Origin of the sequence: Rhodococcus sp. IEGM1339 (assembly GCF_050321925.1) — a bacterium.
In the GTDB taxonomy this organism is placed as follows: domain Bacteria; phylum Actinomycetota; class Actinomycetes; order Mycobacteriales; family Mycobacteriaceae; genus Rhodococcus; species Rhodococcus pyridinivorans.
Map to the genome: position 1 here is coordinate 226,556 of NZ_JBNQFT010000001.1, position 14,521 is coordinate 241,076.

Annotated in this window: 18 protein-coding genes and 1 pseudogene; 8 read left to right on the forward strand and 11 right to left on the reverse strand. The window is 68.0% G+C overall.

The genetic code is table 11. The features are described from left to right. Window positions 1–65: 65 nt before the first annotated feature. The 3 genes from ACQR3U_RS01085 to ACQR3U_RS01095 all read left to right on the forward strand — a co-directional run bounded on the left by ACQR3U_RS01085 (window position 66) and on the right by ACQR3U_RS01095 (window position 2,608). A complete protein-coding gene (locus tag ACQR3U_RS01085) occupies window positions 66–899 on the forward strand; it encodes a glutamate ABC transporter substrate-binding protein (protein WP_064060786.1) in 834 nt (277 codons plus the stop codon). Window positions 900–1,022: 123 nt separating this feature from the next. Beyond that, window positions 1,023–1,703, forward strand: coding sequence for an amino acid ABC transporter permease (locus ACQR3U_RS01090; protein WP_006551296.1), 681 nt, complete (start codon window positions 1,023–1,025; stop codon window positions 1,701–1,703). Then, entirely contained in the window at window positions 1,700–2,608 is a 909-nt protein-coding gene (locus ACQR3U_RS01095) for an amino acid ABC transporter permease (protein ID WP_006551295.1), read from the forward strand. The genes ACQR3U_RS01090 and ACQR3U_RS01095 overlap by 4 nt, the downstream gene beginning before the upstream one ends. Before the next feature lie 56 nt (window positions 2,609–2,664). Here ACQR3U_RS01095 and recX read toward each other — a convergent pair whose 3' ends face one another. The 6 genes from recX to ACQR3U_RS01125 all read right to left on the reverse strand — a co-directional run bounded on the left by recX (window position 2,665) and on the right by ACQR3U_RS01125 (window position 7,029). Then, a complete protein-coding gene (gene recX / locus ACQR3U_RS01100) occupies window positions 2,665–3,282 on the reverse strand; it encodes a recombination regulator RecX (RefSeq protein ID WP_033096537.1) in 618 nt (205 codons plus the stop codon). A 96-nt stretch (window positions 3,283–3,378) separates the two neighbouring features. Beyond that, window positions 3,379–4,422 carry a recombinase RecA gene (gene recA, locus ACQR3U_RS01105; RefSeq protein ID WP_006551292.1) on the reverse strand — a complete coding sequence of 348 codons (1,044 nt, stop codon included), beginning with the start codon at window positions 4,420–4,422 and terminating at the stop codon, window positions 3,379–3,381. A gap of 277 nt (window positions 4,423–4,699) precedes the next feature. Continuing rightward, window positions 4,700–4,894 carry a DUF3046 domain-containing protein gene (locus ACQR3U_RS01110; protein WP_006551291.1) on the reverse strand — a complete coding sequence of 65 codons (195 nt, stop codon included), beginning with the start codon at window positions 4,892–4,894 and terminating at the stop codon, window positions 4,700–4,702. 37 nt (window positions 4,895–4,931) lie between these two features. Then, window positions 4,932–6,077 (reverse strand): glycosyltransferase, encoded by a 1,146-nt coding sequence (locus tag ACQR3U_RS01115; RefSeq protein WP_193903622.1) that lies wholly within the window; start codon window positions 6,075–6,077, stop codon window positions 4,932–4,934. Between the two features lie 40 nt (window positions 6,078–6,117). After that, window positions 6,118–6,840, reverse strand: coding sequence for a PIG-L deacetylase family protein (locus tag ACQR3U_RS01120; RefSeq protein ID WP_006551288.1), 723 nt, complete (start codon window positions 6,838–6,840; stop codon window positions 6,118–6,120). 15 nt (window positions 6,841–6,855) lie between these two features. Further along, window positions 6,856–7,029 carry a hypothetical protein gene (locus tag ACQR3U_RS01125; RefSeq protein WP_006551287.1) on the reverse strand — a complete coding sequence of 58 codons (174 nt, stop codon included), beginning with the start codon at window positions 7,027–7,029 and terminating at the stop codon, window positions 6,856–6,858. A 248-nt stretch (window positions 7,030–7,277) separates the two neighbouring features. Here ACQR3U_RS01125 and ACQR3U_RS01130 point away from each other — a divergent pair, with 248 nt between their 5' ends. The 3 genes from ACQR3U_RS01130 to ACQR3U_RS01140 are packed head-to-tail and all read left to right on the forward strand — an operon-like array spanning window position 7,278 to window position 9,173. Continuing rightward, window positions 7,278–7,874 carry a biotin transporter BioY gene (locus tag ACQR3U_RS01130; protein WP_006551286.1) on the forward strand — a complete coding sequence of 199 codons (597 nt, stop codon included), beginning with the start codon at window positions 7,278–7,280 and terminating at the stop codon, window positions 7,872–7,874. A gap of 16 nt (window positions 7,875–7,890) precedes the next feature. Continuing rightward, complete coding sequence (locus ACQR3U_RS01135) at window positions 7,891–8,571, forward strand: energy-coupling factor ABC transporter ATP-binding protein (protein WP_094980562.1); 681 nt, start codon at window positions 7,891–7,893, stop codon at window positions 8,569–8,571. Further along, complete coding sequence (locus ACQR3U_RS01140) at window positions 8,568–9,173, forward strand: energy-coupling factor transporter transmembrane component T (protein ID WP_230809500.1); 606 nt, start codon at window positions 8,568–8,570, stop codon at window positions 9,171–9,173. Before ACQR3U_RS01135 ends, ACQR3U_RS01140 begins: the two co-directional genes overlap by 4 nt. A 59-nt stretch (window positions 9,174–9,232) precedes the next feature. On the opposite strand, the gene pspM is transcribed toward ACQR3U_RS01140, so the two are convergent. The 4 genes and pseudogenes from pspM to pgsA form a co-directional block, all read right to left on the reverse strand. Beyond that, window positions 9,233–10,042, reverse strand: a complete 810-nt coding sequence (pspM, locus tag ACQR3U_RS01145) for a phage shock envelope stress response protein PspM (RefSeq protein WP_006551284.1) — start codon at window positions 10,040–10,042, stop codon at window positions 9,233–9,235. A 26-nt stretch (window positions 10,043–10,068) separates the two neighbouring features. Beyond that, window positions 10,069–10,875, reverse strand: a complete 807-nt coding sequence (gene pspA, locus ACQR3U_RS01150) for a phage shock protein PspA (protein WP_006551283.1) — start codon at window positions 10,873–10,875, stop codon at window positions 10,069–10,071. Between the two features lie 200 nt (window positions 10,876–11,075). Further along, a complete protein-coding gene (locus tag ACQR3U_RS01155) occupies window positions 11,076–11,462 on the reverse strand; it encodes a helix-turn-helix domain-containing protein (protein ID WP_006551282.1) in 387 nt (128 codons plus the stop codon). Window positions 11,463–11,831: 369 nt separating this feature from the next. Continuing rightward, window positions 11,832–12,482: pseudogene (gene pgsA, locus ACQR3U_RS01160) on the reverse strand (CDP-diacylglycerol--glycerol-3-phosphate 3-phosphatidyltransferase); the annotation flags it as partial. A 43-nt stretch (window positions 12,483–12,525) separates the two neighbouring features. On the opposite strand from pgsA, the gene ACQR3U_RS01165 reads away from it, so the two are divergent. Together ACQR3U_RS01165 and ACQR3U_RS01170 are read left to right on the forward strand one after the other, a co-directional pair. Further along, complete coding sequence (locus ACQR3U_RS01165) at window positions 12,526–13,053, forward strand: amino-acid N-acetyltransferase (RefSeq protein WP_228045020.1); 528 nt, start codon at window positions 12,526–12,528, stop codon at window positions 13,051–13,053. A 26-nt stretch (window positions 13,054–13,079) separates the two neighbouring features. Next, entirely contained in the window at window positions 13,080–13,364 is a 285-nt protein-coding gene (locus tag ACQR3U_RS01170; protein WP_033096530.1) for a YciI family protein, read from the forward strand. Here the strand turns inward: ACQR3U_RS01170 and ACQR3U_RS01175 are convergent. Next, a complete protein-coding gene (locus ACQR3U_RS01175; RefSeq protein WP_230809502.1) occupies window positions 13,354–14,337 on the reverse strand; it encodes a TerC family protein in 984 nt (327 codons plus the stop codon). The two genes, ACQR3U_RS01170 and ACQR3U_RS01175, sit on opposite strands and share 11 nt — an antisense overlap. Between the last annotated feature and the right edge of the window lie 184 nt (window positions 14,338–14,521).

The following is a 14,521-nucleotide window of genomic DNA, read 5'->3' on the forward strand; positions in this document are numbered from 1 at the left end:
GATTCCCGCACCGACGGGCCACCCGGTCCGTCGGACGTAGTTCCGAACCGCACCGGAGGTATTCGATGAAATTGTCCCGCTCCATCCGCCTGGGCATCGGCGCCGTCGCCGTGGCAGTGGTCGCCACGGCGTGCGGTGGCGACGAGACGCGCAGTGTCTCGCAGTCCGCGGACAACGGCACCCTGACGGTCGGTATCAAGTTCGACCAGCCGGGCCTGGGCCTGCGCAACCCGGATGGTTCGTTCAGCGGGTTCGACGTCGAGGTCGCCAAGTATGTCGCCGGTCAGCTCGGTGTGTCCGAGGAGAACATCGAATTCAAGGAAGCTCCGTCCGCCCAGCGCGAGACCCTCATCCAGAACGGTGAGGTCGACTACATCGTCGCGACCTACTCGATCACCGATTCCCGCAAGGAGAAGGTGGACTTCGCCGGCCCGTACTTCATTGCGGGACAGTCGCTCCTCGTGCGCGCGGACGACACCGAGATCACCGGACCCGACTCGCTCAACGGCGGCAAGCGCCTGTGCTCGGTGGCGGGTTCGACCCCGGCCCAGAACGTGAAGGACAACTACGCGCAGGACGTCCAGCTCCAGGAGTTCGACACCTACTCGCTGTGTGTCGAGGCGCTGCGCAACGGCGCGGTCGACGCGGTGACCACCGACGACATCATCCTCGCCGGCTACGCCGCGCAGAGCCCGGGCGACTTCAAGGTCGTCGGTGAGCCGTTCACCACCGAGCGCTACGGCATCGGTCTCGCCAAGGGCGACGACGAGTCGCGCAATGCGATCAACGACGCGATCGAGGAGATGATCGCCAGCGGTGCGTGGGAGGCCGCATTCCAGGAGACGGTCGGCGCCTCGGGCTACGAGCTCCCGGAGCAGCCGAGCGTCGATCGCTACTGAGTGTCGATCGTCACCGAGTACGGGTACCACCCGTCACGTCCGGCGGTGCGGCCGGTCCGTAATCCCACGGACCGGCCGGACCGTTCCGGACTCCCACCCGTCCCCTCGATCCCGGAGTGACCTGTGGATCTGTTGAGCAAGTACAGCAGCCAGCTACTCGACGCGTTCTGGACCACGATCCAGTTGACCGTCATCTCGGCGATCGGTGCACTGATCCTCGGAACGATCCTCGCCGCGATGCGCGTGTCCCCCATCCCGGTGGCGCGTGCCGTCGGCGCCGCCTACGTGACGATCTTCCGGAACACCCCGCTGACCCTCATCATCATCTTTTGCCTGTTCGGTCTGTCCCAGACGCTCGGCATCAAGCTGGCCTCCGAGTCGTCGCCGACCTTCCTGGTGGACAACAACTTCCGGCTCGCTGTGCTCGGCCTGAGCGTCTACACGGCGGCCTTCGTGTGCGAGTCGCTCCGCTCGGGCATCAACACGGTCTCGCTCGGACAGTCGGAGGCCGGCCGCTCGCTGGGTCTGACCTTCAGCCAGAATCTGCGCCTGATCGTCCTCCCCCAGGCTTTCCGCGCGGTCATCGCCCCGCTCGGTTCGGTGCTCATCGCGTTGACCAAGAACTCGACGATCGCCTCCGTCATCGGCGTGTCCGAGGCCTCGCTGCTGATGAAGACGATGATCGAGAACGAAGCGGCCATCTTCGTCGTCGGTGGCATCTTCGCGCTCGGATTCGTCATCCTCACCCTTCCCACCGGCCTGCTCTTCGGCCGGCTCAGCAAGCGATACGAGGTCGCCCGATGAGTGCACACGGAACCGTTCTCTACGACGCACCCGGGCCCCGCGCCAAGGCGCTCTACCGGATCCTGTCGGTGGTCGTGGTCGCGCTCCTCGTCCTGGTCGGCTGGATCGTCTACCGCGCGCTCGACGCCAACGGACAGCTGACGGCCGCCAAGTGGGAGCCGTTCGTCGAATCGTCCAGCTGGACCACCTATCTGCTGCCCGGCATCCGCGGCACGATCATCGCGGCCGTCGCGTCGATCGTGCTGGCACTCGTGCTCGGCACGGTCCTGGGTATCGCGCGTCTGTCCGACCACCGGTGGGTCCGCTGGATCGCCGGCACGATCGTCGAGTTGTTCCGCGCCGTCCCGGTGCTGATCCTGATGATCTTCGCCTACCAGGTGTTCGCCGAGTACCGCGTCTTCAAGTCCGGATATCTCGCGCTCGCGGCGGTCATCACCGGCCTGACCCTGTACAACGGCTCGGTCATCGCCGAGATCGTGCGCGCGGGCATCCGATCGCTTCCGCGTGGTCAGAGCGAGGCCGCCTACGCGATCGGCATGCGGAAGAACCAGCTCATGCGACTGATCCTGCTGCCGCAGGCCGTGACGGTCATGCTCCCGGCAATCGTGTCGCAGATGGTGATCGCGCTCAAGGACTCCGCGCTCGGCTACCTCATCGGCTATGTCGAAGTGGTGCGTTCCGGCCAGCAGCTCGGCGCGTTCTTCCAGAACTACCTGCCGTCGCTGCTGGTGGTCGCGGCGATCATGATCATCCTCAACAGTGCGCTGACACAGTTCGCGATCTGGCTCGAGAAGCGTCTGCGATCCGGGAAGCGGAAGAAGGGTGCCGTGGCGGCCGAAGAGCCGCAGACGATGCCCACGATGTCGGTGCCAGGCCTGGACCTGAGCGGCGAGGGCCGCAAGTAACAGCAGCACTGCGGTTGCGAAGTTCGCAGTCGAGCCCAGGCGTTTCGCAGTCGGGCTCAGTCGTGCGGGAGGTCGCTCGCGTCGGCACCGAACGTCGCGAGTTCTTCCCGCACGACATCGAACGCCATCCCCTGCGCGTAGCCGCGCCGGGCCAGCATCCCGACCAGCCGCCGCACCAACTTGTCGCGTTCGGCCGCGATCTCGCGCCGATCCCCTTCGGTGGGCAGCGGCGGCTGGGTGCGGAGCTTCTTGCGGACCAGTTCGACCGCCCGTTCCCGTTCGTCGGCGGTGTCGATCTGTTCGAGGGCAGCCGCCGCGTCGTCGGCGTCGATTCCCTTGCGGCGCAGTTCGAGTGCGATCGCGCGCTTACCCTTCCCCGCGTGCAGATGCCGTGAACGTGCCCACTGGTTGGCGAAATCCGCGTCGTCGATCAACCCGACCTCGGTGAGACGGTCGAGGGCACGTTCGGCGACGTCGGACGCGAACCCCTTCTGCTCGAGCTTCGTCGCGAGCTCGGATCGGCTGCGTGCCCGATCGGTCAGCAGACGGAGACAGACGTCCTTGGCCTGCGCTTCGGTGCCGCCGCCGGGCAGTTCCTGCTCGGTGCGAGCCGAGCGCCGCCGTCCGCGTCGTTCGCGCCGAGCGTCGGGGCGTCGTTCCTCGGAGTCGTCCATGACGCGCACAGTAGCCGGACGCACCGACAGCGCGGCCGGGTGCGGATACGCCACGGGGGCACGGACGACGTGCGTCCGTGCCCCCGTGGGCGGTGACTAGAAGTCGACCGGCTCCTCGACATCACTCGGATCGGTGAGAACGGCACCGATGCCGAGCTTCTCCTTGATCTTCTTCTCGATCTCGTCGCGCACATCGGTGTTCTCGAGCAGGAACTTGCGGGCGTTCTCCTTGCCCTGCCCCAGCTGGTCGCCCTCGTAGGTGTACCAGGAGCCGGACTTGCGGATGAAGCCCTGCTCGACACCCATGTCGATGAGCGAGCCCTCCTTCGAGATGCCCTGGCCGTACAGGATGTCGAACTCGGCCTGCTTGAACGGAGGCGAGACCTTGTTCTTGACGACCTTCACGCGGGTGCGGTTGCCCACCGCGTCGCCGCCGTCCTTGAGCGTCTCGATCCGGCGCACGTCCAGACGCACGGAGGCGTAGAACTTCAGCGCCTTACCGCCCGTGGTGGTCTCGGGCGAGCCGAACATCACGCCGATCTTCTCGCGCAGCTGGTTGATGAAGATCGCGGTGGTGCCGGAGTTGTTGAGCGCACCGGTCATCTTGCGCAGTGCCTGGCTCATCAGGCGGGCCTGGAGACCGACGTGGCTGTCGCCCATCTCGCCCTCGATCTCGGCGCGGGGCACGAGCGCCGCGACCGAGTCGATGACGATGATGTCGAGCGCACCCGAGCGGATGAGCATGTCGGCGATCTCGAGGGCCTGCTCACCGGTGTCGGGTTGGGACACGAGCAGGGCGTCGGTGTCGACACCGAGCTTGCGCGCGTAGTCCGGATCGAGGGCGTGCTCGGCGTCGATGAACGCCGCGATGCCGCCGGCGGCCTGCGCGTTGGCGACCGCGTGGAGGGCCACCGTCGTCTTACCCGAGGATTCCGGGCCGTAGATCTCGATGACGCGCCCGCGCGGCAGGCCGCCGATACCGAGAGCCACGTCGAGTGCGATCGACCCGGTGGGAATGACTGCGATGGGCGGACGGACGTCCTCGCCCAGGCGCATCACCGAGCCCTTACCGAAGCTCTTGTCGATCTGCGCGAGGGCGAGCTCGAGCGCCTTCTCGCGGTCGTGAGCCTGTGCTGCCATCTTGGTCCCCTTAATAGAATCTCGTCCTTGTTGTCGACGACGTTAGAACCTGGCACCGACAAGTTCGCTGTCGCGACCGCGGAAACGCCGTATCTGTGGATGGAATCACCACCTGTGGACAACCCACCCGGCGTTCCCAGCATAGCCGAACACGTGTTCGAAATCCGGTCGCTTCGTGTACGCCAGGAATGGTCTCATCCCGGTCGGACAGAAAATCGATTCCGGCATCTACTCCTGCACCGATTCCGGTCGGGAACAGCCCCGACCGGCTCCGCGGCTACCGCCGCACGGGTGGGACGTCGAACTCGTCGCAGAGAGCGCGCCATACCTCCCGGGGCTCCTGTCCCGCCTCGATCGCCTCGGCCGCCGTCCGTCCACCGAGCGAAAGCAGCACGTGATCGCGCAGCAGGGCATCGCCGTGCATCTGTCCGAACTCGTCCCGGACCACCTCGTAGAACTCCGTCAACCGCACCCCGACCACGGTAGTCGCGCGCGGTGTGGCGCGACAGTCAGTCCGCTGCGGCCTCGCACACCGCGACCGGATCCTCCACGTCGCCGGCACCGTCCGCGGCCGCACGAGCCGCGGCGGCGAAGTCCGGCGACGACAGCACGGTGTCGATCGCGGAGCGGACCGCATCCGCGTCGAGCGGACGCACCACCACCGCACTCCCCTGCCGTGCGGCGCGGTTCGCCAGCTCCCACTGGTCGCCGCCCCCGGGAACGATCACCGCCGGAACCCCCGCACTCAGCGTCTTGGCGAGCATCCCGTGCCCACCCCCGCACACGACGACATCGGCCTGCCGGAGCAGGACGTCCTGCCTGCCGCGACCCGAGACGGCCCAGCTGGGGAGCGACTGCGGCGGAGGGTCGAGCATCGTCGCGGCGACTCGCATCCCGGCCCCGTCGAGTGCGTCGCAGACCGTCTCGACCATCCCGGTCACGCCGGTGACCGCGGTCGACGGCGCGACCATCACGAGAGGTCCGTCCCCTGGCGGCGGATCGAGGATCTCCACGGTGGGTTCCCACAGCAGCGGACCGACGACGTGCGCGTGCCCGGGCCAGTCGGGACGTGGCACCTCGAGTGCCGGCAGGGTGGCGATCAGCCGGGCCCGGGGCCCGGGATCGCGCGCCGGCAGACCGATCCCGACGCGTGCGGCAGAACGCTCGCGCTCCCCCTGCCGCAGCGATCTCGCGGTCATCGCTCGCAACGCGGCATCCCTCAACCGGCCCCGCACGCCCCTGCCCACATCGAGACCGCTGCCGATCGGCGGGAGCCCGCGCGACGGCAGGTACAACGGGTGCGGCGAGAGCTCGACCCACGGGATCCCCAGGCGCTCGGCGGCCATCCCTCCGCCGGCGGTGAGCACGTCCGCCACGACGAGGTCGGGTAGCAGGGCCCCGAGATCCGGGAGCATCTCGCTCGCGATATGGGCGGCGCGGGCGTGGATCTTCGCCCCCGCGTCGCCGTCGTCGTCCCCGAGCCGGGGCGCCAGCCCCTTCAACTCAGCGAACGTCACACCGGGCAGCTCGAGGCCGAGCCATCGTTCGCCCGTGAGGACGACCGCGTCGTGCCCGGCATCCGCGAGCCGCAGCGACAACGCGATCGCCGGAATCGCATGACCCGCATCGGGCCCGGCCACCACCGCCACTCGCACGCGCACAGCCTGCCACAGGCCACCGACGGCGGGACGCTTCCTATCCCGCGAAGGTGTACAACTCGAACCCGGAGGCGCGCTCGGCAGCGAATCCCGGCAGCGGCGCCGATGCGCGCTCCACCTGTTCGCGCGCTTGTGCCTCCACCGGCCTGTCGTCGAGAGCCTGCAGGTACAGACGGTGCGCCGCGAGGGACTCGACTGCCAGTTCGACCGTATCGGTCACGTCCACCGCGTGGGTCGGAGGCGAACCCGGACACACGGCAGCCCATCGCACGCCGTGCCACGGTTCCAGACCGCGTTCGGTGAGTTCCGGGAAGATCCATTCGTTCGCGGCATCGGAGACGGCGTCGAGGACGCTGATCCCGAGCGCCCGATGGTCGGCACTGTTGACCCAGCCGGGCCGGGGCGACAGCCCGAACGCGAGCGTGACCACCATCTCAGGACGATGACGTCGGATGGCGGAAGCGATGTCGCGACGGAGATCGAGACTCGGGACGAGTCGACCATCCGGGTGCCCGAGGAACTCGACGGTATCCACTCCGACGATCCGCGCGGACTCGCGCTGCTCCGATTCCCGCACCGGTCCGCTCTTCTCGGGCGGCAGACCGGCGATGCCCGCCTCGCCACTGGTGGCCAGAACGTAGGAAATCTCCTTGCCCTGTCGGGTCCACCGCGCGATCGCCGCCGCCGCGCCGTATTCGATGTCGTCCGGGTGGGCGACGACGACTAGTCCGCGTTGCCAGTTCTCCGGTACCGCCTCCACAGCTGCCCCCTTCGTCTACAGACGTGTCAGGTCGTGCTTGTCACCTCCCGATACTGCCTTGTACAGCAGGTATCCGCCGAAGATCACGGCGCCGAGTACGAGAAAGCCGAACAGGTTGTCGAGCAGGGCGCCGAGGACGGCGAGACCGACCCACACCACCGCGACGATTCCTACGATCTTCCAGAACATTGGGTACTCCCACCCTCGATGCCGACCTCTTCCGAGTCGGACTCCGTTTGCTCGGTACGCCTCGATCCTGACAGCTCGAGCAATGAAAAACAGCAGGTCAGCGCAGATATCAGGGAAAGATCAGGGGACACCCGGAGGCGCACCCCGGTGTGGCCCACGGGCACCCGGAGACGGGTCGGTGACCCGCGGCACGCCGGTACGGCTTAGGCTCTACGGGTTCGCCGTCCATACCAGAAGGCTGAGTAACCGTGTCCTCGTCCCCCCGTATCCCCGCGCGCGACCTCGCGCAGATCGCCGTCTTCGCCGCCCTGATCATCGCCCTGGGACTGCCCGGTCAGATCAGTATCGGATCGTCCGGCGTGCCCATCACGCTGCAGACCTTGGGCGTGATGCTCGCGGGTGCACTGCTCGGCGCACGCAAAGGTGTCCTGTCGGTGCTCACCGTGATCGTGCTGGGGCTGGCGCTGCCCGTACTCGCCGGCGGGCGCACGACCCTCACCTCGCTGGCAGGTCCCACGGTGGGCTTCCTCATCGGCTGGATCCCTGCCGTCGCCGTGATCGGCTGGCTGAGCATGAAGATGCTGCCGCGATACCGCACGTTGCCCGGTGTGGCCGTCAACGTCCTCGGTGGCATCGTCGTCCTCTACGCCTTCGGTATCGCAGGCATGGTCCTGCGCACGGATCTCACGGTGTGGGCCGCCGCCGCGGCCAACGTCACCTTCCTGCCGGGCGATCTGGCCAAGGCGGTCGTCGCCGCAGCGGTCGCCGCCCAAGTGCATCGCGCCTATCCCGCACTGGCGGCACCGCGCATCGCGCACCGCCCCGCTGCGGATCCCGCGCACTGACGCCGTCCGACCGTCGATGAGCGAGATCCGATTCCGGGAGGTGCGGCACGCCTACGGCGACCGCACCGTCCTCGACGGGGTCGACGTGGTCCTCACCGAACGACGCGTCGGCATCGTCGGAGCGAACGGCAGCGGCAAGTCGACGATGGCGCGCATGATCAACGGCCTGCTCGTCCCGTCGTCCGGCTCGGTGACCGTCGACGGCCTCGACACGGCGCGCAAGGGCCGGGAGGTCCGCAAGAAGGTCGGATTCGTCTTCACCGACCCGGACCATCAGATCGTCATGCCGACGGTCGCCGAGGACGTCGCCTTCTCGCTGCGACGCAGCGGACTCGGCAAGGAGGAACGCGAAGCCCGGGTAGGGCAGGTCCTCGCCGACTTCGGGCTCGCGGGGCATCACGACCACCCCAGCCACCTGCTCTCGGGCGGCCAGAAGCAGTTGCTCGCGCTCGCCGCGATCATGGTGACCGACCCGGCGGTGCTCGTCGCGGACGAACCGACGACCCTGCTCGACCTGCGCAATACGAAGCTCATCGCGCGCACCTTCGCGAGCCTTCCGCAGCAGGTGATCGCGGTGACCCACAATCTCGAACTCCTCGTGGACTTCGATCGTGTGCTGGTGGTCGACTCGGGGCGGGTCGTCGCCGACGACGAACCGGCGTCCGCGCTCGCGTTCTACCGGAATCTGATCGGGTGAACACGTTCGGCCTCTACCATCCCGGACGCTCCGTCCTGCACCGGCTTCCGGCGGGAGCGAAGCTGCTCGCGGTCGCAGCACTGATCCTTGCGCTGACCCTGTGGATCCGGCAACCCTGGCAGGTGCTTCCCGCCCTGGCCTTGGCCGTGCTCGCGTATGCGGCCGCGCGCGTACCTCCGCGTCTGGCGGTTGTGCAGCTGCGGCCGCTGGTGTGGATGCTGGCGATCATTGCAGCGTTCCAGGTGCTCGTGGCGGGGTGGGAACGGGCGGTGGTGATCTGCGGGTCGCTGCTCGTGGCGGTCGCCCTGGCCGCCCTGGTGACCCTCACGACGCGGACCACCGACATGCTCGACGCGATCGTGCGGGCGGCCCGTCCCCTCGCGCGCGTCGGGGTCGATCCCGACCGGGTGGGACTCGTGCTGGTGATGACCGTCCGCGCGATCCCGCTGATCGGCACCGTGGTCACCCGCGTGACCGAGGCACGCAAGGCGCGCGGTCTCGGATTCTCGTTGCGGGCGCTGGTGGTTCCGGTGGTGGTGGGAGCCCTCCGCACCGCGGAGGCGATGGGCGAGGCCCTCGCCGCTCGCGGTGTCGACGACTGAGAGGTGTCGACGACCGACGTGTTCGGCTCGCGGTGTCGATGATGGGGGTGTTCCACCCCTCAGGGGTGGTAACGCTGCTCGATCTGCCCCAACTCGCGCCAGGACTGCGCCCAGCTCTCGAGTTTGTCGGACGTGGCGATCAGTTCGGCGCGTCGCTGGTCGAGCATCGCCAGCGACCGGTTACCCTCGGCGGTCGCGGCGAGGCGTGCTGCGGCGGCGACGAGTTCCTCGAACTGGTCGACACCCGTCCCGAGACGCTCGCCCGCGTCGACGATGGCCGCGGACAGATGGGTCTTGGCGGCCGCACTGCCCTGCGCGGCGGATTCGAGGGCAACGACGTCCTCGACGACGGCATCGAGTGCGGATGCGGCTGCGCGGGCCGCGTCGTCGATCTCGGTGAGGTCGTCGGGAGCCACGGAGTTCGACCGCACGAGCACACCGAGCAGGCGCCGCAGGCTCTCCTCGTTCGCCGCGAGGCGTTCCATCGGGGCGCGGGCGACCGAACCGGCCGGTGGCAGCGACCGGCGGCGCGGCGGCGGTGGGGGCAGCGGCACCGCATCGAGGCGACGGAAGGTACGGACGGCGAGGACGGCAGGCACTGCGAGAGCCGCCGTCGCTCCCCCGGCCGCGACGAGCGTCCATTCGGGAGCCGACGCGACGGCCAGGGTCGCGGTGCCGATCGCCGTGGTGCCCGAGCCGGCACCGAAGAAACTGGCACGCCGACGCGCGCGACGCTTCTTACGCCGCAAGCGGGCGGCGGGATCGCGCCAGCGGCGCGCGGCCTCCATCGCGTTGCCGGTGGCATCGCGGAACGCAGAGACGACCGAACCGGGGATGTTCCCGGTCCGGTCGTCTCCGGAGACGTTCACGGCGGATCAGTTCCGAGGCGTGCGGATCAGCGGCCGGTGGTACCGGCAGCGTTCGGGGGCTCTTTGCGCGTGTCGACGGCAGGGTTGGCGGGGGTGCCCGGAAGCGCCTCGCCCTTCATCGACGCCCGGATCTGCTCGAGTCGGCTGTGACCGGCCATCTGGACGGTGGCCTGCTGAACCTCGAGCATGCGGCCCTGCACCGAGTTCTGGGCGAGCTCGGCCGAACCGAGAGCGTTGGCGTAGCGACGCTCGATCTTCTCGCGGACGGCATCGAGGCTCGGAGTGGTGCCCGGAGCTGCGAGGGTCGAATCCATCGAACGCAGCGACTCGCTCACGCGCTCCTGCATCTTGGCCTGCTCGAGCTGGCTGAGCAGCTTCGTGCGCTCTGCGACCTTCTGCTGCAGCGCCATGGCGTTCTGCTCGACGGCCTTCTTGGCCTGCGCGGCGGCCTGGAGCGACTGGTCGTGCAGCACCTTGAGGTCCTCGACGGACTGCTCGGCGGTGACGAGCTGTGCCGCGAAGGCCTCGGCCGCGTTCGTGTACTGGATCGCCTTCTCGGTGTCGCCCGCCGCCGTGGCCTGGTCGGCCATCATGACGGCCTGGCGGGCACTCGCGTTGAGCTTCTCCACCTCGTCCAGCTGACGGTTGAGCTTCATCTCGAGCTGACGCTGGTTACCGATAACGGAGGCCGCCTGCTGCGAGAGTGCCTGATGCTGACGCTGCGCGTCCTCGATCGCCTGCTGAATCTGGACCTTCGGATCGGCCTTCTCATCGATCTTCGAGTTGAAAAGCGCCATCAGGTACTTCCAGCCCTTGACGAAAGGATTAGCCATGGGTGTGATCCTGCCTCCATCTGGTACGCCGCGCCGAACGCGACCCGGTACGCGGCCCTCGCGCCCCGGTTCGAAGATCGCCGGTCCGCTGCTACCCCCGACGACCCACCTGCCCCGGCCGGGTCCGTGCACGCACCACGCCCCGGCTCGATGTCGCTTACGACCGTATCCGGCGAGACCGGCACGGTTCGTGATCCATGTTAGGCGGCTGCCAGCGCCTGTGCGGCGGGTGCAGGGATCACCATGCGCGGCTCCTGCGCGAGCAACCCGGGCTCGGCGGTGGCGCCGTCGTCGGACCGCTCGGCCGGTGCCGTGTCGGCTGCGGTGGTCTCCATGTCCGTGCGACGGTCGAGGCCGTCCGCCAGCAGACCGCTCACATCGAACAGCACGTCGGACAGCGGGACCTCCAGTGCATCGCAGATGGCCGCGAGCAGTTCGCTCGAGGCCTCCTTCCTGCCGCGCTCGATCTCCGAGAGATAGCCGAGGCTGACCCGGGCGCTGCTGGAGACTTCGCGCAGGGTGCGGCTCTGCGAAACACGGGTGCGCCGAAGGCTGTCACCGAGTGCCTCACGCAACAACAGCGCCATCCCATCCTCCTTCGTCCGTCGTGCCGACACCTCGTCAACGCACGACGACGCTGCGAGGTTCCCGCAGATCGATCGGACCTCGATACCGCGGTGTCCAGACATTACAACGCCGACGGCGGTTGCAGACGCCCGAGTAGTCCCGACACAGCGTAGTCCCGACACAGCGGTGTCGACCGCACCGAGCCGGATCCCGCATGTCCCGCCCCGTGGTTACCGGGCGTCCTCGCCCACCGTGCGGCCGTCGCCCGGCGTGTCCTGGGCAGCGGCGCCCTCCCCCGCGGCGCCCTCCCCCGCGACGTCCACCCCCGCGACGTCCACCCCCGCGACGTCCACCCCCAGGACGTTCACCCTCGGGACGTCCTCCGCACGGGCGGTCTCGCTCTCGCTCCGGCGCACCCCGGTACGCAGCCGGATCGCCTGGACCACGTAGTCGAGTCCCGTCACCACCGTCAGGGCGACCGCCAGGATCATCAGGCCGATCGCCACCGGCGCCACCGATTCGGGCAGCGGCAGCAGGTAGACACCGATGGCGAGCGTCTGCACCAGCGTCTTGAGCTTGCCACCGCGACTCGCCGGGATCACGGCGTGCCGGAGCACGGCGAACCGCAGGGCGGTGATCCCCAGCTCCCGAGCAGCGATGATCCCGGTGACCCACCACGACAGGTCACCGAGCATCGACAGCCCGACCAGCGCGGCACCGATGAGGGCCTTGTCGGCGATAGGATCGGCGAGTTTGCCGAAATCGGTGACGAGACCGTGCTTTCGCGCAAGTTGACCGTCGATCCGGTCGGTGATGGCGGCGATCGCGAAGACTCCGGTCGCCGCGAGCCTCCACCCGATGTCGTGCCCGTCGCCGACGAAGAGCAGCACCAGGAAGACCGGTACCAACGCGATCCGACCCACCGTCAAGATGTTGGCGATGTTCCACAACGGCACCGGATCGTGCGGGCTCCCGGCGTGCGGTCCCGGTGCGGCGCCGCTCCCGCCCGACGCGGTGACATGCTGGCGGGGCGTGCTCATGTGCCCCACAATATCGGTAGCCGCACGCGCTACTGTTCACCGCATGACGACACCGCCGACGAACCACGACTCGAACGATCGAATGGTCGTACGGCGCGCCCGAACCTCCGACGTGCCCGAGATCAAGCGGCTCATCGACATCTATGCGGGCAGGATTTTGCTCGAGAAGAATCTGGTGACCCTGTACGAGGCCGTCCAGGAGTTCTGGGTGGCCGAACTCGGGGGTCGGGTCGTCGGGTGCGGGGCCCTGCACGTGCTGTGGTCGGATCTCGGCGAGGTGCGCACCGTGGCCGTCGACCCGTCCGTCAAGGGCCACGGCGCAGGTCACCTGATCGTCGAGCGCCTCATCGAGGTCGCCCGCGAGCTCGAGCTGGAACGACTGTTCGTGCTCACCTTCGAGGTGGAGTTCTTTGCGCGGCACGGTTTCACGGAGATCCAGGGGACTCCGGTGACGGCCGAGGTCTATGCGGAGATGTGCCGGTCGTACGATACGGGCGTCGCGGAGTTCCTGGACCTGAGCTACGTGAAACCGAACACGCTCGGGAACACCCGGATGCTCCTCACCCTCTGATCGAGACCCACGAAAGCGAGGCCCGCATGGCCCTGTTCGCCGTCGAGTACACCTATTCGGATGCGACCGCCTCGGCGCGCGACGAGCACCGCCCGAAGCACCGAGCATGGCTCGGCGATCTCGTCGAACAGGGCATCGTGCGGGCGACCGGCCCGTGGACCGACGGTTCGGGTGCGCTCATCCTCGTCGACGTGGCCGACGAGGCCGCGGCGCGCGAACTGATGGCCCAGGACCCGTTCGCGCAGCGCGACCTCGTCGATGCCGTGCGCATCACCGGGTGGAACCCGGTGATGGGCGTGTTCAACTCCTGACGGATTCCTTCTCACCGCGCGTCTCGAGCAGGCTGGCCACCGTCGTCACGGCCAGCACTCCGACGATCACGATCAGGGACACGCCGGTGGAGATCTCCGGGACGGCGACGTGCTCGCCGCCGTTGATCCAGCCGAGCGTGTTCTCATGCAGGGCGTGGAGCACCAGCTTCACGCCGATGAACGCGAGGATGATCGACAGTCCGTAGGACAGGTAGACCAACCGCTCGAGCAGACCGCCGATGAGGAAGAACAGCTGGCGCAGGCCCATCAGCGCGAAGGCGTTCGCAGTGAACACCAGGTACGGCTCGTTGGTCAGACCGTAGATCGCGGGGATCGAGTCGAGCGCGAAGAGGATGTCGGTGAAGCCGATCGCGACGAGCGCGAGCAGCATCGGCGTGACGAACTTCTTGCCGTCGATGCGGGTGACGAGGCGGTCGCCGTCGTACTCGTCGTGCACCGGCAGGAACTTCCGGGCCAGCTTGACCATCCGGTTCTCCGAGATGGCCTGCGGGTCCTCACCGTGGTCGCGGATGAGCTTGACCGCCGTGTAGATGAGGAAGAAGCCGAACAGGTAGAACACCCAACTGTAGGCGTTGATCGCCGCGGCACCGACCGCGATGAAGGCTCCGCGCATGACCAGCGCCAGCACGATGCCGATGGTGAGGACCTTCTGCTGGTACTCACGGGGCACCGCGAAGGTGGCCATGATGATGACGAACACGAAGAGGTTGTCGACCGACAGCGCCTTCTCGGTGATGTAGCCGGCGAAGTACTCACCGCCGTAGGTCGGTCCCCAGACCGCGAAGACGATCACGCCGAAGAGGATCGCGATGGCGACGAAGACGGCCGACCAGAAACCGGATTCGCGCAGTGTGGGCGCGTGCGGCTTGCGGACGTGGGCGAAGAAGTCGAAGATGAACAACCCGATGATGACGGCGATCGTGATCAACCAGGTAGTCAGGTTTACGTGCATGGGCACATAGGCCTTCCGGTAGGTATGCGTACCTGCCGGAGGTCTCTCCCGCCCGGACTATCGCCGGACCGACGGCCCCGGGACGGCATCGGTGCCGAACGTGTTGACGAGACCGCCGCGGATCTGGGGATACTCCCCTCCACAGCTCCCACGATTGTGCCACACATCGTCACTTACCGCCGGA

What these genes read in the sequence shown, in the direction of transcription:
- ACQR3U_RS01085 (WP_064060786.1), top strand. Translation starts at nt 66, where the DNA reads ATGAAATTGTCCCGCTCCATCCGCCTGGGCATCGGCGCCGTCGCCGTG.
- ACQR3U_RS01095 (WP_006551295.1), top strand. Translation starts at nt 1,700, where the DNA reads ATGAGTGCACACGGAACCGTTCTCTACGACGCACCCGGGCCCCGCGCC.
- recX (WP_033096537.1), bottom strand. Translation starts at nt 3,282, where the DNA reads ATGGACGACTCCGAGGAACGACGCCCCGACGCTCGGCGCGAACGACGC.
- recA (WP_006551292.1), bottom strand. Translation starts at nt 4,422, where the DNA reads ATGGCAGCACAGGCTCACGACCGCGAGAAGGCGCTCGAGCTCGCCCTC.
- ACQR3U_RS01125 (WP_006551287.1), bottom strand. Translation starts at nt 7,029, where the DNA reads ATGTTCTGGAAGATCGTAGGAATCGTCGCGGTGGTGTGGGTCGGTCTC.
- ACQR3U_RS01135 (WP_094980562.1), top strand. Translation starts at nt 7,891, where the DNA reads ATGAGCGAGATCCGATTCCGGGAGGTGCGGCACGCCTACGGCGACCGC.
- pspA (WP_006551283.1), bottom strand. Translation starts at nt 10,875, where the DNA reads ATGGCTAATCCTTTCGTCAAGGGCTGGAAGTACCTGATGGCGCTTTTC.
- ACQR3U_RS01155 (WP_006551282.1), bottom strand. Translation starts at nt 11,462, where the DNA reads ATGGCGCTGTTGTTGCGTGAGGCACTCGGTGACAGCCTTCGGCGCACC.
- ACQR3U_RS01165 (WP_228045020.1), top strand. Translation starts at nt 12,526, where the DNA reads ATGACGACACCGCCGACGAACCACGACTCGAACGATCGAATGGTCGTA.
- ACQR3U_RS01170 (WP_033096530.1), top strand. Translation starts at nt 13,080, where the DNA reads ATGGCCCTGTTCGCCGTCGAGTACACCTATTCGGATGCGACCGCCTCG.
- ACQR3U_RS01175 (WP_230809502.1), bottom strand. Translation starts at nt 14,337, where the DNA reads ATGCACGTAAACCTGACTACCTGGTTGATCACGATCGCCGTCATCATC.